Origin of the sequence: Rhizobium sp. Leaf371, from assembly GCF_001424045.1 — a bacterium.
GTDB lineage: Bacteria > Pseudomonadota > Alphaproteobacteria > Rhizobiales > Rhizobiaceae > Ferranicluibacter.
Map to the genome: position 1 here is coordinate 170,457 of NZ_LMQB01000026.1, position 24,418 is coordinate 194,874.

16 protein-coding genes are annotated in these 24,418 nt (G+C 64.4%); 4 read left to right on the forward strand and 12 right to left on the reverse strand.

Annotated elements, in window-relative coordinates; genetic code table 11:
- Positions 1-257: 257 nt before the first annotated feature.
- Positions 258-1,172 (forward strand): polyprenyl synthetase family protein, encoded by a 915-nt coding sequence (locus ASG39_RS18080; RefSeq protein WP_062596361.1) that lies wholly within the window; start codon positions 258-260, stop codon positions 1,170-1,172.
- 79 nt (positions 1,173-1,251) lie between these two features.
- On the opposite strand, the gene hydA is transcribed toward ASG39_RS18080, so the two are convergent.
- From hydA to ASG39_RS18105, 5 genes are all read right to left on the reverse strand, one after another.
- Positions 1,252-2,658, reverse strand: coding sequence for a dihydropyrimidinase (gene hydA, locus ASG39_RS18085; protein ID WP_062596362.1), 1,407 nt, complete (start codon positions 2,656-2,658; stop codon positions 1,252-1,254).
- 37 nt (positions 2,659-2,695) lie between these two features.
- The gene (locus ASG39_RS18090) at positions 2,696-3,961 is read right to left on the reverse strand and encodes a cysteine desulfurase-like protein (protein WP_062596363.1); all 1,266 of its coding nucleotides are present in this window, start codon (positions 3,959-3,961) and stop codon (positions 2,696-2,698) included.
- A gap of 26 nt (positions 3,962-3,987) precedes the next feature.
- On the reverse strand, positions 3,988-4,749 hold the full coding sequence (locus ASG39_RS18095; RefSeq protein ID WP_062596364.1) for an amino acid ABC transporter ATP-binding protein: 762 nt from the start codon (positions 4,747-4,749) through the stop codon (positions 3,988-3,990).
- Entirely contained in the window at positions 4,749-5,420 is a 672-nt protein-coding gene (locus ASG39_RS18100; RefSeq protein ID WP_062596365.1) for an amino acid ABC transporter permease, read from the reverse strand. The genes ASG39_RS18095 and ASG39_RS18100 overlap by 1 nt, the downstream gene beginning before the upstream one ends.
- A 63-nt stretch (positions 5,421-5,483) precedes the next feature.
- A complete protein-coding gene (locus tag ASG39_RS18105) occupies positions 5,484-6,281 on the reverse strand; it encodes an ABC transporter substrate-binding protein (RefSeq protein ID WP_062596366.1) in 798 nt (265 codons plus the stop codon).
- Between the two features lie 233 nt (positions 6,282-6,514).
- On the opposite strand from ASG39_RS18105, the gene ASG39_RS18110 reads away from it, so the two are divergent.
- The gene (locus ASG39_RS18110) at positions 6,515-7,213 is read left to right on the forward strand and encodes an FCD domain-containing protein (RefSeq protein ID WP_062596367.1); all 699 of its coding nucleotides are present in this window, start codon (positions 6,515-6,517) and stop codon (positions 7,211-7,213) included.
- Positions 7,214-7,232: 19 nt separating this feature from the next.
- Here the strand turns inward: ASG39_RS18110 and ASG39_RS18115 are convergent, their stop codons facing one another.
- Entirely contained in the window at positions 7,233-9,104 is a 1,872-nt protein-coding gene (locus ASG39_RS18115) for an AI-2E family transporter (RefSeq protein WP_062596416.1), read from the reverse strand.
- 302 nt (positions 9,105-9,406) lie between these two features.
- Complete coding sequence (locus ASG39_RS18120; protein ID WP_062596368.1) at positions 9,407-9,940, reverse strand: DUF4142 domain-containing protein; 534 nt, start codon at positions 9,938-9,940, stop codon at positions 9,407-9,409.
- A 258-nt stretch (positions 9,941-10,198) separates the two neighbouring features.
- Between ASG39_RS18120 and ASG39_RS18130 the strand changes: the two genes are divergently transcribed.
- Entirely contained in the window at positions 10,199-13,237 is a 3,039-nt protein-coding gene (locus ASG39_RS18130) for a PAS domain-containing protein (RefSeq protein WP_062596370.1), read from the forward strand.
- Positions 13,238-13,331: 94 nt separating this feature from the next.
- Here ASG39_RS18130 and ASG39_RS23975 read toward each other — a convergent pair whose 3' ends face one another.
- On the reverse strand, positions 13,332-13,511 hold the full coding sequence (locus ASG39_RS23975; RefSeq protein WP_132535226.1) for a hypothetical protein: 180 nt from the start codon (positions 13,509-13,511) through the stop codon (positions 13,332-13,334).
- Positions 13,512-13,934: 423 nt separating this feature from the next.
- Here ASG39_RS23975 and ASG39_RS18135 point away from each other — a divergent pair, with 423 nt between their 5' ends.
- A complete protein-coding gene (locus tag ASG39_RS18135; protein WP_132535224.1) occupies positions 13,935-14,144 on the forward strand; it encodes a hypothetical protein in 210 nt (69 codons plus the stop codon).
- Between the two features lie 86 nt (positions 14,145-14,230).
- On the opposite strand, the gene pbpC is transcribed toward ASG39_RS18135, so the two are convergent.
- The 4 genes from pbpC to ASG39_RS18155 all read right to left on the reverse strand — a co-directional run bounded on the left by pbpC (position 14,231) and on the right by ASG39_RS18155 (position 24,049).
- Positions 14,231-16,309, reverse strand: coding sequence for a penicillin-binding protein 1C (gene pbpC, locus ASG39_RS18140; protein WP_062596372.1), 2,079 nt, complete (start codon positions 16,307-16,309; stop codon positions 14,231-14,233).
- A 50-nt stretch (positions 16,310-16,359) separates the two neighbouring features.
- Positions 16,360-21,801 (reverse strand): alpha-2-macroglobulin family protein, encoded by a 5,442-nt coding sequence (locus ASG39_RS18145; protein WP_062596373.1) that lies wholly within the window; start codon positions 21,799-21,801, stop codon positions 16,360-16,362.
- A gap of 188 nt (positions 21,802-21,989) precedes the next feature.
- Entirely contained in the window at positions 21,990-23,387 is a 1,398-nt protein-coding gene (locus ASG39_RS18150; RefSeq protein ID WP_062596374.1) for an FAD/NAD(P)-binding protein, read from the reverse strand.
- Between the two features lie 269 nt (positions 23,388-23,656).
- Complete coding sequence (locus ASG39_RS18155) at positions 23,657-24,049, reverse strand: hypothetical protein (RefSeq protein ID WP_062596375.1); 393 nt, start codon at positions 24,047-24,049, stop codon at positions 23,657-23,659.
- Positions 24,050-24,418 lie beyond the last annotated feature (369 nt).

The window sequence follows — 24,418 nt, forward strand, 5'->3', positions numbered from 1 at the left end:
GGCTCCGGCGCTTGGGACGCATCTGCCGGCAGCGTACGGGAATCTGGCCCCCGCGATTCTGACTCACGTGGTTCGGGTACGATATCCCAGTTCTGGTCGTCCCGCCTGATCAACCCATCCATGGCCCCATCCGTGCCCACCGTCTTAATCTAAGACGCTGGGGATTTGAACGTCATTTTCACGGCTGTCCCCGGTGGAAAGGGCCTTCCACGTGAAATTTATTGCAAGGCGCCGCACGCTCGTGCCAAAGAGCCGCCATGAACGCAGTTGCCCCGACCTTCGATGCCCAACTCCGAAGGCGTGCCGACCAGGTCAAGGCCTGCCTCGACGCGCTCCTTGGCGACGCGCTTGCAACCGACGAGATCGCCCGTCCGCCGGCGCTGCTGGCCGCCATGCGGCATGGCGTGCTGAACGGCGGCAAGCGTCTGCGCCCCTTCCTCGTCCTGGAAAGTACCGCGCTGTTCGGGGGAGACGAAAAGGCTGCCCTTCGCGTCGCCGCGGCGCTGGAATGCGTACACTGCTATTCTCTGGTCCATGACGATCTCCCAGCCATGGACGACGACGACCTGCGCCGTGGGAAGCCGACGGTCCACATCGCCTATGGCGAGGCGAACGCGATCCTTGCCGGCGACAGCTTGCTGACGCTCGCCTTCGACATTCTAGCGGGCCCCGAGACCGTGCTTCCGGATGCGGTGAAAACGGCGCTGGTGCTGGCGCTGGCCCGCGCTTCCGGCCTCGGCGGCATGGCCGGGGGACAGGCGCTCGATCTTGCCGCCGAAAGCCAGGCACCCGATGAGCAGGGCATCGTCACGCTCCAGGCCATGAAGACCGGCGCGCTGATCCGTTTCGCCTGCGAAGCCGGCGCCATCGTTTCCGGCAAAGGTGCCGACGATCGCAGCCGGCTCCGCCAGTTCGGCGAGCATATCGGCCGCGCTTTCCAGCTTGCAGACGATCTGCTCGACCTCAAGGCGGACGCCAAGACCATGGGAAAGGCGACCGGCAAGGACGCGGCACGCGGCAAGGCAACCCTGGTCTCCCGCCGCGGCACCGACTGGGCCGAAACCGAGCTCGCGCGACTGATCGCAGAGGCCAGCGCTCTGCTGGCACCCCATGGCGATGCCGCGAGAACCCTGGTCGACGCCGCAGCCTTCGTCGCAAACCGCGATCACTAGGTCTTCGTTTCGCACGACAGGCGTCAGGCGACCCAGGCCCTGAACGACGCGTCACCATCCGTGCCCATCGGATCTGCCCTCATCGAATGAGCGAAGATTTTCCCCGCGGCAGATAGGTGCCGCGGGGCACGCCGACATCGGCAGGCTTGCCGTCCTCAACGATCGTCCGGCCGCGCAGGAGCACGCGGATGGGCCAGCCTTTCAGATCCAGCCCCTCGTAAGGTGTGTAATCGGCACCGTGGTGGAGGAGGTCGTTGCTGAGCGTCGTGCGCTTTTCCGGGTCCCAGAGCGCGAGGTCGGCATCCGAGCCGATGGCGATCGTGCCCTTGCGCGGGTAGAGCCCGTAGAGCTTGGCATGATTGGTGGCGGTGACCGCGACGAAGGTGTTGAGGTCGATCCGGCCCTTCATCACGCCTTCGGAAAAGAGGATCGGAAGACGCGTGGCGACGCCCGGGATACCGTTGGGAATCCAGCGGAAATGCCGTTTGCCCTTCTCGTTCAGCTTGCCTTCCCCATCATCGAAGCGGAAGGGGCAATGATCCGAGGAGAAGAGGTCGAACACGCCCTGTTCGAGACCCTCCCAGCAGGCGGCCTGACTGGCCTTGTCGCGCGGCGGCGGCGAGCAGACATATTTTGCGCCCTCAAGTGCCTCCTGGTCCAGATCATCCGCCGTCAGCATCAGATATTGCGGGCAGGTCTCTCCGGCGATCTTCTGGCCGCGCTGGCGGGCCCGGCGGATTTCCTCCATCGCCTCGCGGTTGGAGACGTGGACGATGACGATCGGCACATCGACGATTTCGGCCAGCGACAAAGCGCGGTGCGTCGCCTCGCGTTCCGCCGCCACCGGGCGGGTCGTCGCATGGAATTTCGGCGCAAGCTTGCCCTCCGCCTCGTGACGACCGATGAGGTAGCGGATGGCATCCTCGTTCTCGCAATGGACCATGACGAGTGCGCCGGTGCGCCGCGCGGTGTCGAGCGTGGCGAGAATCTCGTCGTCCCGCAGGCGCAGGCCCTCATAGGTCATGAAGACCTTCATCGAGGTATAGCCGTCCTCGACCAGTGCCGGCACTTCCTGACCGAGCACGTCGGGCGTCGGATCGGTGATGACCATGTGGAAGGAGACGTCCACATGGCATTTGTCGTCGGCCTTGGCATGGTAGATCTTCAGGGCTTCGCGCAGCGACTGGCCCTTTTCCTGCATGCAGAAGGCCATGACCGTCGTGTTGCCGCCAATGGCCGCCGAGCGGGTGCCGCTGTCGAAATCATCGGCCATGACGATGCCGTCGCCGGAAGGCTGGTCGAGATGCACATGGCTGTCGATCCCGCCGGGAAGAACCAGAAGGCCCGTCGCATCGATCACCTCGTCGGCGTCCGTCAGCTCGGCCGCGAGCGCAGCGATGCAGCCGTTACGGATGCCGATATCGCTCTTGAACGTATCGGAGGCCGTCACCACCGTTCCGTGGCGGATCACCGTATCGAAGCGCATCGTTCTCTCCTTCTTTCCTGCGGTTGGTACGGCCTGCTCAACAGGCCCTGGCAAGCCCGGCATCGCCGGCAAGGATGCGGTCGAGCGCCGCGGTAAAGCGATCGACCTCTTCCAGCGTGTTGTAGTGAACCATCGAGACCCGCAGCATGCCGCCATGGTCGGTGAGGCCGAGATATTCGGCAAGGCGGCGGGAGTGGAAATCCCCGAACCGCATGGCGATCTTCTCGGCGTCCATCGCCTTGCAAAGTTCGCCGGCATCCCGGCCATCGAGGCGGAAGGCGATGGTGGGCACGCGCGTGTCGTCGCGATTGGTGGCCTGACCGACGATATGGCAGTCGTTGCGGGCGCGGAGATAGGCGAGCAGCCGCTCGGCCAGCGCATTCTCCTGTGCCGTGATCGCCGAAAACGCCGCCTCGATCTTTTGGCGGGTGGAGCCGGTCTCGCCGGACTGCTCGCCGAGCGTCGCAAGGTAATCGACGATGCCGCAGGTGGCATAGGCCAGCTCGTAGTTCGGGTTGCCCGGCTCCAGCTTGCCCGGCACTTTGTCCTTGCCGTAGAAGTAGTGGTAGAGCGTATCGAGTTCGAGCAGCAGGTCGTATTTGCCGTACATCAAGGCGTAGTGCGGACCATACGTCTTGTAGAGGCTGAAAACGTAATAATCGGCGTCGAAGGCCCGCACGTCGATGGCGCGGTGCGGCGCATAGGCGACCGCATCGACACAGATCCGCGCGCCGCGCGCATGCACGAAATCGGCGATCTCGCGGATCGGGTTGACCGAGCCGAGAATGTTGGAGACGTGGGTGACGCAGACGAGCTTCGTACGCTCGGTCATCAACGGGGCGAGATCGGCGAGATCGAGCGTCATCGTCTCGGTATTGAGCGGCCAGATCTTCAGCGTGATGCCGGCCGCCTGCAGCCGGTCCCAGGGGCCGATATTGGATTCGTGATCGCTGACGGTGATGACGATCTCGTCGCCCGGCGACAGCTGGCTCTGCATGGCGCGGGCAAGGTTCTGCAGCAGCGCCGTGGTCGAACTGCCAAAGACGATCTCTTCCGGTCGGCGCGCATTGACGAGATGCATGGCGGCCGTGCGCGCCTCGTGGAGCGCGCGGGCGGCCTCCTGGGAAACGTCGTAGGAGCCGCCGATCTGGACGTTCTTTTCGATCAGGAACGTGTTGATGCGCTCGATCGCCCCCTTGAGGATCTGCGATCCCCCCGCATTGTCGAAAAACGCCCAGCCGCGGCCGAGCCCTGGAAACTGGCTGCGCACATAGTCGAGATCGAGCGGGGTCGTGGTGGCCATGGGAGTTCCTCCGTATCGTTTTCTTGTCAGTGATTGAGGACGGCGCGCAGGAAGCTGCGCGTCCGCTCCTCCGCCGGGCTGTCGAAGATCCGGGCCGGCGTGCCGGCTTCGACCAGCCGCCCGCTGTCCATGAAGATGACGCGGTCGGCGACCTGCCGGGCAAAACCCATCTCGTGCGTCACGATGATCATCGTGACGCCGGTGCCGGCGAGCGTGCGCATCACATCCAGCACCTCGCCCACCATTTCCGGATCGAGCGACGAGGTCGGCTCGTCGAACAGCAGGACGCGCGGCTCCATGGCGAGCGCGCGGGCGATGGCCACGCGCTGCTGCTGGCCGCCGGACAGCTGACCCGGAAACTTCTCCGCCTGTTCGGCAATGCCGACGCGGGACAGCAATTCGCGCGCCTTGCGCTCCGCCTCGATCTTCGTGGTGCCCCGCACCCGCATCGGCGCGAGCATGACGTTCTTCAGCACCGTCATGTGCGGAAAGAGATTGAAGGACTGGAACACCATGCCGACTTCGGCGCGAACCTTGGCCAGCGCCTTGCCGGGTTCGACGCGGATGCCATCGACCGTGATGGCGCTGTCCGGCGAGAAGGCTTCGAGATGATTGATGCAGCGGATCAGCGTCGATTTGCCGGAGCCGGACGGTCCGATGACGCAGACGACCTCGCCCTCGGCAATATCGAGATCGATGCCGTGCAGAACGGTGAAGGTGCCGTAGGCCTTCGTCAGGCCGCGGATGGAGATGATCGCCGGAGCCGGCGTCGAGACGGGTGTGGTCATCAGCGTTTCCCCCGTGCGAAATGTTTTTCGAGACGGGCGACGACCGCGACCATCGGCCAGAGCAGCAGGACATAGATGAGGGCGGCGCCGATCAGCGGCGTCGGATTGGCGGAGAGCGCCTGCGCCTGCGTCGCCTGCTTCAGAAGGTCCGGCATGGCAACGACGGAGGCGAGCGCCGTATCCTTCATGACGTTGATGCAATTGTTGGTGAGCGGCGGAATGACGATGCGGACGGCCTGCGGCAGGATCACGTCGATCATCGTGTGCCGGTTGGAAAGGCCGAGCGCGGCCGACGCCTCGAACTGGCCATGCGGAATGGCCTCGATGCCGGCCCGGAAGATTTCGGCCGTATAGGCTGCCGACACCAGCGAGAGCGCCGCGACCGCCGAGAAGAAGGGCGACAGGCGGATGCCCACGAAGGGAAGCGCATAATAGATGACGATCAGCAACACGAGCAGCGGGATCGACCGGAAGATATCGATATAGATCCGGATCAGCAGCTTGAAGACGGCCGGCGCGTAAAGCCGCGCAATGGCAAGGAACAGGCCACCGGCAAGGCCGCAGAGAATGCTGGTGACGCCGATCTTCAGCGTGACCAGAAGCCCCCACAGGAGCTGCGGCAGGCTATCGGCCAGCACCTGCATGTTGAAGAAGGTATTGATGAGATTCATGGCCGAAACGGTTCCCTGGCATCCGGCAGGATCTTTGACAGGCCCTGCCGGTGCGGTTGCGGCTTACTTGGCCTTGGGCATGTCCATGACGGCGACGGTCGAGGTCGTGTCCTCGGCCTTGGCGCCGAACCAGGTCTCGTGAAGCTTGGCGATGAAGCCCTCGCCCTTGAGCTTGGTGATCACGTCGTTCACCTCACTGGCCAGCGGATCGCCCTTGTTGAACATGATCGAGTATTTCTCGCCGGTCGGGATCCGCTCGACAACCTTCAGCTCCGGCTTGTCCTTGGCATAATAGAGCAGCGCCGGAATGTCGGAGATGTAGCCATCGACGCGGCCGGCGACGAGGTCGAGCATGGCGGGCTGGAGACCTTCGAAGCGGCGGATTTCACCCAGCTTGTACTCGGCCTTGTGCGCATCCGCCCACATGTCGCCGGTCGAGCCGGTATCGACGCCGACGACCTTGCCGCCCATGTCTTTCAGACCCGTGATGCCGGAGGCGGACGTGACGGTCAACGACTGGTCGCTGTCGTAATAGGGCTGGGCGAAGGTGACGGACGCGAGGCGCTTCTCGGTGATGGTGATCGAGGAGACCGCCATGTTGATGCGGCCGGACTGGACGGCCGGGAAGAGGCCGTTGAACGGCGTGTTGACGAACTCGACGGTCTTTCCGAGACGCTTGGCGATTTCGTTGACGAGATCGACTTCGAATCCGGTGACCTTGCCGCTGGCATCCTCGAATTCCCACGGCACGTTGCCGATATTGGCGCCGACGGTGAGATCGGCCGCGAATGCACCGGCTGCACCGAAGATCGCGAGGGCACCGGCGAGAAGCGTGGTCTTGAATGTGTTCGTTCGTGTCATGAGAGTTCCCCTTGTTATTTGAACGTGACTCAATCTACAGTGGCCTGACTGGTCAGACCAGTCAGGCCAAAGAAGCACGATGCTTTCCGCTTGGCAATGGCTGGGAACAAAATAGATTGGACGCCTGTCTCCGGGATCGTGGACCTGCATGGGGCAAGCGTTCACAAGGTGATCGGACGTAACGGGTTGCGAGCGCTCGATGCCGAGCGCTTGAGGTGCGGAATGGGGTTTTCATGTTGAACAAGACGCTCGTGCCGCAATCGGTCGCCCGCGAAATCCAGGCGATGATCCAAAACGGCACCTTGAAGGCGGGCGAAAAGATCCCCTCGCAGCGCGGCTTCTCCCAGACCCTCGGCGTCAGCCGCGCATCGTTGCGCGAGGCGCTGCTGACGCTGGAAACGCTGGGGCTTTTAAAGACCGAAGCCGGGCGCGGCACTTTCGTGGCAGCGGCAGGAGAGAATGCGAAGGGCGCGTCGGGCCACATGGCGCCATGGCGGTATTCCGACAGCTATTCGGTGTTCGACGTCTTCCAGACCCGGATCCTGCTTGAGGGGGAGATCGCGCGGCTGTCGGCGGGGCGCCTGACGCAGTTGCAGCTCGACCGCATGGAAATGGCGACGCAGACCATGGAGGAATGCTGGGCGCGCCAGGATCTCCTTGCCAATGTCGAAGCAGACCTTGCCTTTCACGGCACGATCGTCTCGGCCTGTTCCAACGCCATGTTGAAGGCGCTCTACCAGACGGTGCGCGACCAGGTGACCGAGACCCAGCGTCAGCCGATCCCGATCACCGATCCGGAACGCATGCGCCACTCCATCGCCGAGCATCGCCGCATCATCGCGGCCTTGCGCAGCAACGACGCCGCGGCGGCGCGCGGGGAGATGGAAGCCCATATCCGCAACACGGCACGATGCGCCGGCCTATCGCCTTGACAAGGCTGCCGCAGCCTCCTCAGGCCGTCTTTGCCAGGCGGATGCGCGGGCGGCCGAGCTTTCGGGTAATGGTCATCAGCGGCACCGGGCCGGTCTCGGTCAGCGCCGAACGCACCGTATCGGCGAGCGTCAGCGTGATGAAATCGGCATTCGTATCCTCCAGCGTGAGGCGCGGATTGTCCTGGCCATTGGCAAGCGGCACGAAGAGACCGACGCGCAGGCCGGGCTTCAAACGCTTCAGACGACGCACGAAGCTGCGGGCATGCGTCTTGGAGTTTCCATTGAGAAACGTAAAGACGACCGTGTCGATCGTATCGCTGTCCTTCAGCATGCGCATGTCGGTCGTGGAATGGGCGACGCCGAGGGCATTGGCACCCTGAATTTCGAGAAGCTGGGCGAGCATCGTGGCGGCGGCATCGTCGATCTCTCCGCGCCCCCCGATGCAGAGAAGAGAGTGGCCGGTGCCGTCCGGCAGGTCCATCGCCACGCTCTCACCCGTCCCGTCGTTTTCGTCGTCTTTCGGAGCCTCTTCCTCGGTTTCCTCCTCGTCTGCGATCTCCGAGAGGTTGTCGACCAGCGACCGGACGCTGCCGGAAAAGCGCTCGACCTGCGCATCCGACATGACGCCGCGCTGCCTGTCGCCCTCGCCGAGAAGCAGCGCCGGCATGCCGACCTTTTCGTAATAATCGAGCAGATACTCGTCTTCGAGATACTCCTCCGCATTGGCCGTCGCCTCGTCCGGATCGCCCGCCAGGAGCCGCTGATAGAGCTTCTCGTGCGGCTCGAGCACGGGATCGTTGCCGAGCAACACGTCAAGAAAGCTGAATTGCGGGACGTAGCGCCCGAGAACGACAAGGCAGACGGTGAGAGGCGTCGACAGCATCAGACCAAGCGGCCCCCAGAGCCAGGACCAGAAGATGGCCGAGATGATGATCGCGAGCGGCGACAGGCCCGTATGCGATCCGTAGAGCCAGGGCTCGACGACATTGTTGCTGATCAGCTCCGTCGTCAGGAACAGGGCGCCGACCCAGAACACGAGCGACCAGCCGGGCGCGATCGCGAGCGCCAGAAACAGCGGCAGGATCATGCCGATGACGGGGCCGATATAGGGCACGAAGCGCAGGACCAGCGTCAGGAGGCCCCAGAGAATGGCATTGGGGATACCGAGGATCCAGAGGCCGATGGTGATCGGAAAGGCATAGAGCGCGTTCACCACCAGCTGCATCAGCAGATATTTTCCGACCCGCTTGCCGGCGTCCTGAAGCGCTTCGGTCGTTCGGTGCAGATCGTTGAGGCCGACGAGGCGGATGAAGCGATCGCGCAGATCCTCCCGCTCCAGAAGCATGAAGATGACGAGCACGATGACGAGACCGGCGGTTGCAAACGGACTGATCAGCGGCAGGATGAAGTTGCCGAGTGTCTGGATCGGATTCGAGCGTGTGACGATCTCGACCGGCATGGGCTCGCGCGAGGTCGGCGCGGTCGCGGCGGCGGCCGTGGCGTCCTGGCTCTCCTCCGCCCGCGTCTGGATTTCCTCCCCGACCCGTTCGACGATGCCGCTGAGATGCTTCATGATGCCGTCGCCGGACCCGGCCTGCGCCAGTGTCTGGACCTTGACGACGATATTGCGCTGATAGGCAGGGATATTCTGGGCGAGATTTGCCACCTGCGAAGCGACGATGACGCTGAAGAGTGCGATCGCGCAGAAAGCCGAGGCGACCGCGATCATCACCGCGGCGATCTTCGGCACCGAACGGCGGCGCAGGAAGGAGACGATCGGCGCCAGCGTGAAGGTGAGAAGCAGCGACAGCGCGAGCGGAACGAAGATCTCCTGCCCCACCTTCAACACGACGGTGACGCCGATCAGGATCAGCAGGACATGACCCGACAGCCTGTTGGCGGTGCCAGGTTCGCGCGGCGATGAAAGGTCAGTCTTGCGAAGAGAGGTGGTAACGGTCGCTTTGGTGCTCACATGTCTCTCCAGAACCCGCGCCAGAACCCGCGGACGGCGCGGCTAAGGACCGAGCTTTAGAGAACACTGATGCCGAATATTGGTTCCCTTCGCCAGACCAATATCGGGCTAGAACGGGAAGATGCGAGAAGGCAGCAACGACGCTGCCGTCTCGGTGGCTCTAAAGGCCCGCCTGCGGGGCCGGGACGATCCGTCCTCAGCCATGGTATCGCGGCGTGGCGTTACTCGGCGTCGAGCGTCTGGGCCATTTCGTAGTGATGCTGGAGCGCCGGCAGCGTCTTGGCAGCCCAGCTCTTCAGTTCCGCCGTCTCGCCTTCTTCGCCGTAGCGCTTGAAGAGATCGACGGCGTTCTCATGGGCGGTGACCTGCTGGTCGTGATACTCCTCGTTGAAATCGGCGCCCTGCAGCGCCTTCAGATCGTCGAGCATGCCTTTTTGGGCGGATGACAGGGCATTGGCCGGCGGCGGGCTGAGCTTGAGGTCGCCGACCATCGTCTTCAGTTCGCTGCTGGTCTTTTCGTGATCGGCGATCATCTGCTGAGCGAAGGCCTTGGTGGCCTCGTCGCCCCGCTCGACCGCAAGCTTGCTGGATTCGATCTCGAACATGTCGCTGGCCGCCGCTTCCTGCACGAAGTCCTGTGTCTTTGGCGCGATGCCGGCCACGCTGTTGATGCCGGATTTTTCAGCGGCCGACTGGGCGTGAACGCCGGTTGCAAGCAGAAGGGATGCCGTGACGGCGGCAAGAATGCGTTTCATGGGGTGATCTCCTTTGAATGGATGCACCGTCGAACTACGGTCTGCCATCTCGGTTCCGTCGAGGCGCACAGAAAGGCCATCGCCCCGCGAGGCGCCTTGCCATTGGGCTCCTCGCGTTCGTCGTCCCTGTCCTTCGGCTCTAACGCGTTGAGCTGTCGCAGGATTTTTTGCGGCGAATCGATTCCGATTTCCCGGATAATGCAGTAGTAGTCATCCCTATCCCGATCCATCACGCACAGCCGGCGAGATACGAACATCATGAGCATTGGTTCCAGCAAGGCGACCTGGCCCTTCGGCGGTGGCGAGCTTGGCGGCCGCATTCGGGACTTCGACTGGGCCTCGACCTCGCTCGGGCCGATGTCCACCTGGCCCCCCAATCTGCGAATCAAGGTCAACTCGATGATCAACTCGCCGATCCCGCAGGTGCTGATGTGGGGTCCGGATCATGTGATGATCTACAATGACGGCTACCGGGAAATCGCCGGCGGCAATCATCCGAGCGCGCTCGGCGGCAAGGTGCCGGAGATCTGGCCGGAAATCTGGGATTGGAACAGCCGGATCCTGAGCCGCGGCCTTCAGGGTGAGGTCCAGAGCTTTCGGGATCAGCCTCTGGTGCTGAACCGAAATGGTCGGCCCGAAGAGATCGTTTTCGACCTGTTCTACACGCCCATTTACAACGACGAGGGCGCGGTCGATGGCGTTCTCTGCACAGTGCTGGAGAACACCGATCGCGTGCGGGCCGTGCGGGCGCTGGCCGAAAGCCAGGCCGAACTGAGCCGGATCAGCGATGCGCTGCCCATTCTCGTCGGGTTCCTGGATGTCGATCACATCTACCGCTTTGCCAACAAGGGCTATCTGGACTGGTTCGGCCATCCCGCGAGTGCGGTCGTCGGCCGGCACATCGGCGAGATCATCGGCGAGGACTATTATCGCAAGCGGCTCCCCTTTCTCGATCGCGCCTTTGCCGGCGAGCCTGTCGTCACGGACACGGTGATCCGCAGGCCGGGCGGCGACGACCGGACCGCCGAGGTGCGATACCTTCCGCGGATGACCGATGGCGGCACGGTCGATGGCATCTACATCTTGCTGATCGACATCGAAGACCGCAAGCGTGCCGAACGCGAGCTGGTGGCCAGCAACGACCGGTTTCGCGCCGCGGTGCGCGCCGTGCATGGCGTGCTCTGGACCAACAGCGCCGATGGCCGGATGATCGGGCCGCAGCCGGGCTGGGCCGAACTGACAGGCCAGGCCTACGAAGCCTATCAGGATTACGGCTGGGCGGATGCGGTGCATCCCGACGACCGGCAGGCGACGGTCGAGGCCTGGAACGGCGCCGTTGCACACCGGCACACCTTCATCTGGGAGCACCGGGTGCGCCGGCATGACGGCGCCTGGCGGATGTTTGCCATTCGCGGCGTTCCCATCTTCGATGAGCAGGGCGACATCACCGAATGGGTCGGCGTCCACACCGATATCAGCGACCAGCGGCAGGCGGAAGACGAGCTGCGCCGCCACGCGGTGCACCTGGAGCGGCAGGTTCGCCACCGCCAGCGCGCCGAAGAGCAGTTGCGTCTGCTCAACGAGACGCTGGAGGCCCGCGTCGGCGAGGAGATCGCCATACGCCGCCAGGCGGAGCGGGCTTTGCAACAGGCGCAGAAGATGGAGACGATCGGCAAGCTGACCGGCGGCGTCGCCCACGACTTCAACAATCTGCTGCAGGTCGTCTCCGGCAATCTGCAGCTTCTGTCCAAGGACGTGGCCGGCAATGAGCGAGCCGAACGGCGGGTCGCCAACGCACTGGCCGGCGTCAGCCGCGGCGCCAAGCTCGCAAGCCAGCTCCTCGCCTTTGGTCGCCGACAGGCCCTGGAGCCCAAGGTCATCAATGTCGGCCGCTTCATGTCGGGCATGGACGATCTGCTGCGACGCTCGATCGGCGAGGCGATCGAGCTCGAAACCATCGTCGCCGGCGGCTTGTGGAACACGTTTGTCGATCCGGTACAGGTCGAGAATGCGGTCTTGAACCTTGCGATCAACGCGCGCGACGCCATGGAAGGCAACGGCAAGCTCACGATCGAGGTCGGTAACGCCTATCTCGATGACGACTATGCCCGCAACCATGCCGAAGTCGAGGCGGGCCAATATGTGGTTCTCTCGGTCAGCGATACGGGATCGGGCATTGCGCCGGAGGTGCTGGAACAGGTCTTCGAGCCGTTCTTCTCCACGAAGGCCGAGGGTAAGGGCAGCGGGCTTGGCCTGTCGATGGTCTACGGCTTCGTCAAGCAGTCGGGCGGTCATGTGAAGATTTACAGCGAGGTCGGTCACGGCACGACGGTCAAGCTCTATCTGCCCCGTGCCACGGCCGGCGAAGACCGCGAGGTCACGATCCAGTCCGGCCCCGTTGTCGGCGGCACGGAAATGATCCTCGTGGTGGAGGATGACGACGAGGTGCGCAACACGGTCGTGGAGATGCTGAGCGATCTCGGCTACGGCGTCTTGAAGGCGACCAATGCGCAGAACGCCCTGAGCGTCGTGGAAAGCGGCATCGCGATCGATCTCCTGTTCACGGACGTCGTCATGCCCGGACCTTTGAAAAGCGTGGAGATGGCGCGCAAGGCAAAAGAGCGCCTGCCCGATATCGCCGTGCTCTTCACCTCGGGCTATACCGAGAACTCGATCGTTCACGGCGGTCGTCTGGATGCAGGCGTCGAGCTTCTCTCCAAGCCCTATACCCGCGAGGCGCTTGCCCGGAAAATCCGGCATGTCATCGCCAACCAGAAACAGCGCTCCGCCATGAACATGCGGGTCTCGGGCACGATCGCTCCCGGTCTCGACGCGTCAGGTGCAGCCACGTCCCATCCCGCAGCAGCAACGTCCGATGCGCCCATCCCAGCGGCTCCCGTATCCGTGCCGCTCGTGACACGGGCACCCGAGCCGGCGCCGCTGACGGTTCTGGTCGTCGAGGACGACCCGCTGATCCGCGCCAACACCGTCGAACTCGTCGAGGATTTCGGCCATGCCGTGATCGAGGCAGGCAGTGCGCGCGAGGCGAGGGAGAGGCTGGCCGATCGCACGATCGACGTTCTCGTGACGGATCTCGGCCTTCCCGATGCCTCCGGCGCGGATCTGGCCGCGGAAGCTCTGGCGACGAACCCGTCCCTCGGCATCGTCTTTGCCACGGGCAACGATCACGCACCGGACAGGGCGCCACCGGATGCGGTGCTGTTGCGCAAGCCCTATGATGCAGATGGTCTGGAAGCCGCGATCAAGGCAGCCGTTCGCAGAGCTACCGCGACCTGACCATCGGCCTGCCGGGTGCAGACGTGATGACCGTGCGAGCGTTCTGGGATGCCATCGCATGGCAAGCTATGGAAATCCAAGCCGGAGCGCTGTTTTACGCCTCCGCGCCGACCACGCTCCACAGAAGCTCCTCTGTGTTCAGGCCGTCGCTGAACAAGGCGACGAGATAGGCGGCCTCGATTTCGGCCTTCGGGCCGGTATGGGGTATCTGGCGATGATCGCAGAGACGCTGGAAGACGCGAAAGAGCATATCCATCTCTGTCGGCGTAATCACAGTCCCTTCCTGAAAAACATACGAGCCCAGCATGACCTGCTCCCGGCTACTCTACAGCAGCCTTTATTGCCGATCCGGCGCGGATGTCGTCGCCGTACGATCCATCTCATGTCACGTAACGTTTACCACAGCTATTTCAATATGTCGTGGAAGTTGCAGTATGGATCAAAGCGGCTGTCGTAGAAAAACCTGCGCCCCGACGGATTCAGGAGGCCTGCTTGCTGTTTATAAGCCGTCAGCGTTGGAAGAATTCTTGCCTTCTACGCGCTTCTTTTTCGAGGAGAACCATTGTTTTTCCGTAAATCGAACCAAATGAGGTTTTACACTTTTACCCGAACTGCCCTATTTTCATTTACGGGATATCCCGAACATGAAAACTGCTCGGCCATCGCCTGGCAGCGTTAACGAGAAGAGACTGAACCGATGCCTTGGCGTAACGAACCCATGCTTCCCGAGCATGTCGCTCTCTGTCAGCGCGTCTACGACGCCGCTCGCAAGAAACGCAAGATCGCGCCCGACAGCGATGCCAGCAATCCTGTCGCCGCCCTCGTCCTCACGCTCTATCGACACGGCGTTCTCGACGAGGAAGAACTTCTCAAGCGTGTGCTGAAGGCGCTCGACGAGAAGAACTGACGCGGCGGCAACAGGCGCGCTGCTGCGCGTCCGTTTTCAGGTCTGGGCGCTTTCAGGTCTGCCGCTTTCAGGTCAGAGAGCGTTGATCACTGCAGGAAGACCCGGACGCTTGCCGCGCGTCCCGCCGCGTCGATCACCGTCAGCGTGGAATAGCCGGCCCCATCCGGCACCCACTGGTTGACGCGCCGCCGGGTCAGATCGGCCAGGGGCCGGCCATTGGCCAGCCAGCGAAACGGCGCCCGGCCCCCCTGGAGCTTGAGCATCAGCGGCAAAGGCACGCCTGCGACATCCTTGCCGAGATCGACGCGCGCGCCTTCGGGCGGATAGACGATCTGCGGTGCGGCTTCCCGAATGGTGGCGCGAGGCAGGCCGCTCGTCGTCATGGAGAAGCGGCGCTGGCTGATGGGCAACTCCTGTGCCGCAATGCGAACGGCGCCCGCCGGCGCCAGCGGCAGCGGCACGCCGGCAATGCCCGATTTGGCAAAGGCTTCGAACAGGACCGGCGCCGCCGTGGCATAGCCGGTCATGCCCGGCACGGCACCGTTGTCGGCGCGCCCGACCCAGACGCCGAGCACCGTCCGCCCGTCATAACCGACCGACCAGGCATCGCGATAGCCATAGCTCGTGCCTGTCTTGTAGGCGATCCCACGGCGGGCGCTTCCGGTGGGCGGCAGGACGCTGGAGAGAATATCGGCCACCTGCCATGTCGCGGCCGGATCGAGCATCGGCTCGCCGGACATCGGTCCGGGCACGGAATCGACCCCATCGCCGAGGCGCACAGGGTCGCCTTCATTGGCCAGCCCGGCATAGAGTTGCACCAGATCGCGCAGCGTCACGCCAAGGCCGCCGAGCCCGATCGCCAGACCCGGGGCCTCTTCGGGCGGCAGGATGGGGTTGATGCCGGCCCGGCGCATGCGCAACATCAGCCGGGACGGGCCGACGGCATCCAGCAAGCGGATGGCGGGAACGTTGAGCGACAATTGCAAAGCCTGACGGATCGTGACGTCGCCCTGATAGGTCATGTCGAAGTTGCGCGGGCGGTATCCGAAGAAGTCGGCAGGGCGATCTTCGATCACGGTCTCCTGCGAGACCAGCCCCTCCTCGAAGGCAAGGCCGTAGATGAAGGGTTTGAGCGTCGATCCCGGCGAGCGCGGCACGCGGGTCATGTCGATCCAGCCCTTGCGGCTCGAATCGAAGTAATCCGAAGAACCCACCTCTGCCAGGATCTCGCCCGTGGCCGCATCGGCCATGACCATCGCGATCGAGAGGCGCGGCCCCGCCCGCTCCGCTGCAGCCTTCGCCACGGATTCGAGCGCGGCCTGAACGGGCGCGACCAGCGTGGTACGCAGCGTGGGAGCGGCAGGCGCCTTGCGGCGGGCGGTTTCGGCGAGATGCGGACTGAGCGTCGGCAAGGGACGCCGGCGACCGGGCACGGGCATAAGGCTTGCGCGCTCCGCCTCCCCCTCGCCGATCACGGCGGCAACTGCAGCACGCTCCAGCACGCGGGCCCGGGCCGTTTCGGCCGCCCGGGGATGCCTGTCCGGGCGGCGACGTTCGGGCAGTTGCGGCAGGGCCACCAGCAGGGAGGCCTCCGCGACCGTCAGGCGGCGCGGCTCCTTTCCGAAATAGGCAAGACTTGCCGCCCGCACGCCCTCCAGATTGCCGCCATAGGGCGCATGGGTGAGGTAGAGGTCGAGAATCTGCGCCTTGGTCAGCCGGCGCTCCAGCTGCCACGCGCGCACCATCTGCCGAAGTTTTGCACCGATCGACCGGCTTTCGCGCGGCTCGATCAGGCGGGCGACCTGCATGGACAGGGTCGAGGCGCCAGACACGATGCGCCCATGGGTAATGAACTGCACGGCGGCACGGGCAAGCGCGCGAAAATCGATGCCGTCATGCTCGGCGAACCGGCGGTCTTCATAGGCGACCAGCATCCGGACGAATTGCGGATCGACATCCGTTGCGGTCGTCCTCAGCCGCCAGCGTCCATCGCCTGTCGCAAAGGCGCGCAACAGCCGGCCGTCGCGATCGACCATTTCGGCCGATGTCGCGAGCGCCGGGCCGTCGAGCGGCGGCGGATAGGCATGATCCGCGGCATCGATGCCGAAACCGGCGACGACGACGATCGCGACAAGCATGCCGCCACCGACGAGGGTGGCGGTCATCGCCCGGGCAAGACCGCGAGGCTTCAAGAGTGGGCTATCCGAAGGACGCATCACTCGACCGCCCGAACCTCCATGCGGCCCGTCGCCGTGCGGGCGGAAAATTGCGGACGGTACATATCCTCGACGGTTGCGGCGGGATGATCGTAGGTGCCGGGGGTCACGGCGCGCACGACATAGGCAACCGTCATCTCGTTCGCATCGCCGGACGCATGGTCGAAAGCGGCAACGAAACGGTCGCTTCGGAACTCGCTGTGGGCGGCCTGCATCTCGCCCAGCCACTCGAAATTCGACAGCTTGGCGCTGTCCACCAGCGTCGGATTGTCGATCTCGAAGCCGGCGGGCAGAAGGTCGGTCACCAGAATCCGGGCCGGACCGGGATTGAGATCGGTCGCCTTGATCACCACCACATAGCGCTCGTTCTGGCGGGCCTCGCTGACATTCGCCGGTTCGCCGTCGAGCGTGTAGTAGCTGCGCTCGATCGCATAGCCATTGCCGCCGGCCGGCAGCGGGAAGGCAGGCGCGGCAACGGTTGTCACCGTCGCGGTCACCGGATCCTGGCCGCTATTGGCGATGGTGACGGGCCGGGCAAGAATCTCGTCACCCGTCTTGCGGGCGGCAAAGGTGCCCGAGGTCGCCACGCCGTCTACGGTCAGGGAAAGGCCCTCGTCTCCGCCAGATACGGCACGGGCGGCAAGCAGCATCCACAATTGTTCCTGCGTGCTGGTCGTCGAGGTGCGATCCCAGGCGGCGGCCACCTGTTTCGCAAGTGCCGGAATGATCGTCGGAACAGGACGGCTTTCGGCGGCGAGCGTCAGGACGGCTGCATCGTCACGAAGCGCAGAGCCGTAATCCGACCGGGCGAGATCGGCCATCTTGGCATCCTTCGACATGGTGGCCGCCTGCGAAAATACCGTTTCCGCCCGGTTCGCATCGCCATAGAGCGAAAGAGCCGCTGCCAGATGGCCCTTGGAAAGCGCGGTCGGGAATTCGCCGAGCTTCGTATCGACATAATAGCGTAGGTCGCTGATGGCAGCCTTGCGGTTGCGCGCAAGAACATAGAGCGCATAGGCGATGCCATTGCCCTGCTCCGCCACGTTGACGTCGTAGGAGAGGGAGTTCTGCAGATTGTCGAGCGCCTGCACCATGGCCTGCTCCGGCACGTCGAAGTTCTTCTCGCGGGCACGGGTCAGGAACTCGGTCACGTAGCTGTCGAGCCAGAGATCGCCGGAACCCGGCGCCCAGAGCCCGAAACTGCCCGAGGACGACTGGTAGGAAAGGACGCGATGGATCGCATCCTGAACCCGCGTCCGCACATCGCCGTCCACGGCAAGACCGGATGCAGCGGAGAGTTCGCTCAGATAGAGAAGCGGCAAGGCGCGGCTCGTCGTCTGCTCGGCGCAACCATAGGGATAGCGGTCGAGCACCATCAGGAGTGCGGGAATATCGAACGCCGCAGCCCGGCTGACGCTGAGGCTGACGGACGCCCCGCGCAGCTGGCTTTCCGCCAGCAGACCCTCATCCACGACAAGGCTCGCCCCCGGCTTCAGTTCGACCGGAAGGCGGGTGGTGACGGGAAGGGAGGCAGGCCGGACCGGGATCGACAGGATCTGGTCGAGCGACAGGCCATCAGCACCGGCGATCTTGACCGTCAGCGTGCCGTCTCCCGGCTGCACGCCCTTCAAGGGCAGGGTCACGTCGATCTTCGAGCCGGCCGGAATGGCAAAGCTCTGGCCGAGCGACGCCGTATCGACGGAGAGGGAGGGATCGGCTTCGACCGTGATCGAGAGATCGCCGGCCGGCGCGTCAGTATTGGCGATATCCAGACGCACCTCGGCACTGTCGCCGGGCGCCAGGAACTTCGGCAGGCTGGCCGTGACGACGACCGGATCGCGAATGATCACGTCGGCACTCGCATGACCGACGCCGGTCTTCGTCCAAGCCACGGCCATGACGCGCGCGGTGCCGTTGAATTGCGGAATATCGAAGCCGATGATGGCCTTGCCCTCGGCATCGAGCTTGACCGGGCCGGAGAAGAACGCGACCAGTTTTTCCTTGGGCGGGCTGCCCTGCAGCGCCATGGCACCGCCATCGCCGCCGGTGCGCAGACGTCCGGTCGCACCCAGCGAGCCATCGATCAGGCGGCCGTAGAGATCGCGGATCTCGAGCCCGAGCCGGCGCTGGCCGAAGTACCAGCCATCCGGATCCGGCGCCTGATAGCGCGTGAGATTGAGAATGCCGACATCGACGGCGGCGAGCGTCACATAGGCCTCCTCGCCGACACCGGCACCCGCGACGCTGACCGGAATGTTCAGCGTCTGGCGGGGCAATGTCTTGTCCGGCAGCGTCAGCGACACGTCGAGCTTGCGCTCGGCCGGATCGACCGTGAGCCATTTGACGCCGATCGCACGCATCGGCATGCGGCTTTCCTGCGCATCGCCCGGGCGATAGAGCGTCGCGGTGACATAGGCGCCGGCGCCGAACTCCGCCGTGATCGGCAGGGCGATCTTGTCTCCGGTCGCGGGGATCGAGACGGACTTGGTGGCGATCAGCGTTTCGGAACCGATGGTCACCAGCAGTTCGCCGGCAAAACGCGGCGAGACGTTGAGGGTTGCGGTTTCCCCGACCTTGTAGCTGTCCTTGTCGAGCGCGATCTCCAGCCCGTCAGGCGTCTCCGTCGAGGTTGCCGCGACATAGAAGCCGGCATCGAACTCGACGCTGGAGACGGGATCGCCACCGGGACCCGCGACCTCCAGCCGATAGCGACCCCAGGTGACGGGAACGCTGAGCGTCCCGCCATCGAGACCCGCATCGACCGTGCCGTTCGACAGAAGCTTCGTCGAGAGAATGGGTTCATAACGCCAGGCCGTTCCTTCGCGATACCACTGATATTGCCGCTCGACGCTCATGAGCTTCCAGCTCAGGCCCGTCATCGCCTTGCGCGCGCCATCCGGCCCGACGCCGATCACCTGAAACGTTCCCGTCGAATTCTCGGTGAGTGCGCCGCTGAAATTCGGCTTGATGCCGATCCGGTCGGTCTCGGATCGCACGGGAAGCTCCAGCGTCCGCTCGACGGCGCGCCCGCCGGCTTCCAGAAGCCGCACCGCGATCGTGGCGTTGACGAGCTGGGTCGTGGCGGGAAGCTCGGAAAGATCGACATCGAACGTCGCTTTTCCATCCGCATCGAGCGGCGGCAACATCTCGAGCGTCTGGCGGCTGTCCTCGGTGTTCTCCTCGTCCGCAAGGCCGAAGACATAGCCGGGATAGTCGGCGTTTTCATGCGTCGGCTTCAAAAGCACATCGCCTTCGAGCTCGAGGCCCGCTGCCGGCGCGCCATAGAGGTAGCGGCCATCGACGGTCACGGCCACCGGCGTGCCGGGCGTGATGGCCTTTGCGGTGCTTGCAAGATCGAATTCGATGCGGTCCGGCACGAAGTCGTCGACCTGAAACGGCTTCTCGCTGATCGCCTTGCCCTTCGGGTCGGTGAAGACCTGCACGGTCCAGGTGCCGCGCATGGCGTTCGGCTGCAGCGCCATCTCGAGCGTGTAGCCGCCGAGCTTGCCGTCCGTCGAGACGATCCGCCGGTCCTCGACGCCATCCGGTCGCAGGAACACGAAGGTCAGCGGCAGGTCTGGAACGGCGGTGGAGGTCGGGTCGCGGGCAAGCGCAGACACATGAACCGTCTCGCCGGCGCGATAGATACCGCGCTCGGTCCAGGTCAGTACATCGACGGCACCCGGAGCCGGGCGACCGGTAACCCCACGATCCGACAGGTCGAAGCCGGCGCGCGTCATGTCGAGAAACACATAGTCGTCCGTCCCGGCCCGGGCCGAGATCACAGCCGGCAGAGCGGCATCGGCCCCGCGCAGCAGGCCTGCATCGAAGACGGCGCGGCCGTCGGCATCGCTGGTCGCGGTGCCGAGCACCTCGTTGTTCTTGGCGACGAGCTCCAGCACGATGCCCGGCAGGGGCCGTGCGGATGACAGCGAGCGGGTAAAGACGCTGAGGCCGTCGGTCCCGGCAAAGGTCGACAGGCCGATATCGGAGACCACGAACCACTGCGTGGCCTGGCTGTCCCATTCGTTGGACGCGCCGGTGGCCGAGACGGCCGTCAGCACATAGACGCCGGGCTTGCGCTGCGGCAGCGCCTCGTCAACCGGGAAGCTGGTGACGACCTCCTTGTTGAGGTCGGTCTGGAGATCGATCGTGCCCTGCCAAACAAGCTCACCGCTCTCGTCGCGAATGCGGTCGGCGCTGTAGCCGTCGAGCTGGGTCAGGAACTGCGAGTTCGTCAGTAGCTGGGCGATGTTGCGATCGCCGACGCGATAAAGCTTGAGATTGGCGCTCGTCGTATTGACCGAGACGAGCGGAATGCCCCGGCGCGCCGTCATCGGCAACACGAAACTGTCGCCCGTGAAGCGCACCATGGCCGGGCGATCGGGAATGTAGAGATCGAGATCGACGGCGGCCTCAAGCGGCTCCTCGACGGATGACGGGAGGCCCGGGCGCAGCGACAGCTTGTAGCGCTGGCCATGCGACAGCCCTTCGACGCAGATCTGGCTGTCCTTCGCCTCGACGGCCTGCGGCGCGGCTTTGTCGAGCGCCAGGAATGGCGTGTAGTCGACGCCCGGCTGCAGCGGCTCGGAAAACTGCACGCAGGCGCGCGGCGAAGCGGCCTCCGCCTCCACCGTGTTGCCGATCACGCGAAAACCTTTCTTGCTGCGCAGATCGGCAAAAGCGGCCCGCACCGTGGGGTTTTCGACGAGGGCAAGGCTCGCCTTGTAGGCTTCGAGCGCCGGGCGGTAGCTTTCGGTGGCCGCCAGCGCCTGCGCAAGCGTCGCCAGGGCATCGGCGCGGTCGGTGGCGGTGCGCGAAAGCTCGTAGCCATTGATGGCGGCGAGCGCCGACTGGTTGGCGACCGTCGCATTGCCGGTGATGAGATTGGCCGTGCGGGAGGCCTGCGTCCACAAGCGCCCATCCTCGGGATCGATCGCAAGGGCGGCCATGAGGCTCTGCAGGGATGCCTCGATCGCGCCATCCTGGCGTTCGCGAGCCGCCTGCGCCACGAGCGCCGCGCGACCGGCTTCGGCGCGATCGTCCGGCACGGTGAGCGCGCGCTTGGCGTCTCGTGCCTGGGTTACCAGATCGTCCGAGAGGAAAGGCAAGGCGAGCGGCGCGCCGATATCCGGGCCGGCCGTGGCAGCATCGACGATCCGGCCGGCGACGGCGCCGGGAAAATCATTGAGCGTATGGAAATCCGATTTGAGGAAGCACCATTTCACCTTGGGATTATAGGTGAAGGCGCGGCAGTTGCGGTCCGCGATGCAGACCTTCTCGCAGGCGGCCAGCGACAGATTCTGCTCCGTGCGCAGGTCGAAACCGAAATAGTCGCGGTCCGGCGTCGTGACGACGGTTCGCCCCCCGGCGGCCACGGCCGAAATCGTCGAACCGAGCAGCATCAGAAGACCGACGGAAAACCGAAGTGTCGCGCGCATAGCGAATTTCCCCCACAAGGTCCGGCCTGCTCAAGGTGGCCGGTTCCGTCGTCACTCTCTGTCCAGCCCCCGTCATTGTCAATGCAAACGGACTTTGCCGGGGAGCAGGAAGGAGAGACCGGAGCCTCGGGGTGAAACGCTCGCCAGACCCGTCGTTGAACAGGACCTTTGCGAGACAGACGCTTTCTTCAGCCGGCCTGTCGTTGCGGGCGGGCGCGCAGGTCGATGAGGGCGGCTGCGGCATAGGTCTGGGCGACGATTTCCGGCACCAGATCGATGTCCGGCAGGGAGCCCAGCCCGAGCGGGCCGATGGCGAAGAGGCCAAGCGGGCGGCCACGCGTGTCCAGAAGCTCGCCGGCCGAATTGACCGCGAGGCCGAGATGCAATTCGTCGGTGACAGCGAGCTGATTGCGAAGGGCGGCGGCGATCACCGGCACGTCGAGATCGGCCGACAGGCAGCGGCAATCGATGATCCGGTCGGCCGTGAACAGGCTTTCGCCCTGCTCCCCGGCCCAACGCACGACGAGGCCTTCGCTCGACCGCCGCAGCGCCGTGCCGCGCCTGAGGTCCGTCAGGCCGGCGCCGAGCTCGCGCTCCAGCCGGGCATGGACGTCGGCAGGCAGCCGGTTGCGATGGGCGTCGTAGATCGAGCGGAGATGCCGGTTGAACTGCCGCTTCTCGCTGGGCGGAAGCGACGACCAGAGCGAGCTTGCCCGCTTGCGCAGCCCGTTCATGGCCGCCTGCCAGCTCCAGCCGTTCTCTTCCGCCTCCGCACAGGCCTCCCGCACGAACCGCAGGATATGGCGCAGCTGCGACGGCATGGGCTGGGTGGGAAACACGGAATCGGCAGCAAGCCGCGTGTGCGGCTGGGGCAGGAAGCCACGGCGCGAGAGAATGGAGATCCGTCCGGCAAACCCGGCATCGCGCAGCTGCAGCACCTGGTCGATGGCCCGAAGACCGCTGCCCATGACGATCACATGCTTTTCGACGCTTTCCGGCGTGGTGATTTCCCGGGTCACCGCCCGCGCCACGTCGCCGGCATCGGCCTTCAGCCCGTAGCCGGTGGCAAGGATCACGTCGTCGAACACCATGGCGCCGCCATCGGCAAAGCCGAGACGCACGCCGCCATGATCGAGCCGTCGAAGATCGTCGGCGACATCATGGGACATCTGCACCGTGACGTCGCGCCGCTGGGCCAGCGCCTCGGAGAAGCGCTGGTAGACATAATCGCTAAAGATCGACTTCGGCACGAAGATCTGTCCGAAACCGGGTATGGCGGCGGACACGGCATCGCGAAACTCGCTGCTGGCCTGCAGCCAGCGGGTGAAATCCTTCGGCTCCCCGGTCGCCACGGAGAGATCCCGGGCGCGACTGTTGAGAATCTCGGTCGAACGCGCGCCGGCAAGCGCCTGTCCGCCGCTGATGGTGGGCGCGGGATCGAAGAGGCGCAACCGGAAGGGTTGCGAGACCGTCTTCAGGAGAGCGATGGCCATCATGATGCCGGAGAAGCCGCGACCGACCACCGCGATATCGAGCGGGTCGCCAGGTGCGCGTCGGCTGGACATGGAAAAGCCCTGAACCGTCATATCATTCCTCCCTTGCTGCCACCTCTGGCAGGTGTCGGATTGTTGAACCTGATGCCCTCGCCCCGATCGTCCCTGGGACGTCACCGGCGCATGCGTTCACACATATGCGGTTTCTGTCGTGATCCTGGATTACACCATGGGTCCGGCCCGCCATCAAGCGGTTTTCACGATCCGTTAAAGTCTGCCATCGACGGGTAGGATGCCCCGTCGGACGAAAAGGCCGTCATACAACGAGAAAGGGGCCGCTTTCGCAGCCCCTCGTCTGGTTCTCAGCGAACGGCGCGATGCGCCTGCTGTCGCTCCATCCGTCGGATGAAGGCATTGATATCGGCGCGACCGCTGCGCACCTGACGCTTGCGCACCATGATGCCCATGATGCGGGCCGCCGTGGACACCGTCATGTCGTCGAGCGGGCTTTCGCTCGACCACGGCTTGGTCAACTGCGACGTCACCACCTCCCGGACGGACGTCGGCAGAATATCGGTGCATCCGCGCATATGATCGAAGATCAGCGTGATCGGCAGGAGTGCACCTTGGTAGTAGAGGGTCGGCGCATCGGCGCCGCCGTCCCATTCCTCATAGGCGTCGATCGCCTCGCGGAACAGCTGATGCAGGGTAATCGGAGCATGCCCCTGGTGAAGCTCTGGCAGTAGAGTGTTCATCTGCGTCTCCTCACTTTGCTTCGACGCGGGCGGGTCGCGCCTGCACATTTCCGCCTGACGTATTAATGACCTGCTTTGCCGTCCGGTTCCAGCCTTGCGAGAAATTTTTTTGCGCATTTCAGGGCAGCGATAATTCTTAAGTCAACGATTACAATACTGTAGCAAAGGTACATCGGCCTTTCACCCCTGTTGGGCGTGTCGCGTGGAAAGGGCTGATTAACCTTTATTTTCTATTGAATAGAGGTGCCCATCGGCCCTCATGTTCCCGAGTTTGCAGGTTCCCATGCGTCTATCCAGAACGAATCTTCCCCACGGTATCGAAACGACGAAAGCGGAGGATGCGCACCAGCGCATCGAGCCGGTCAAGCG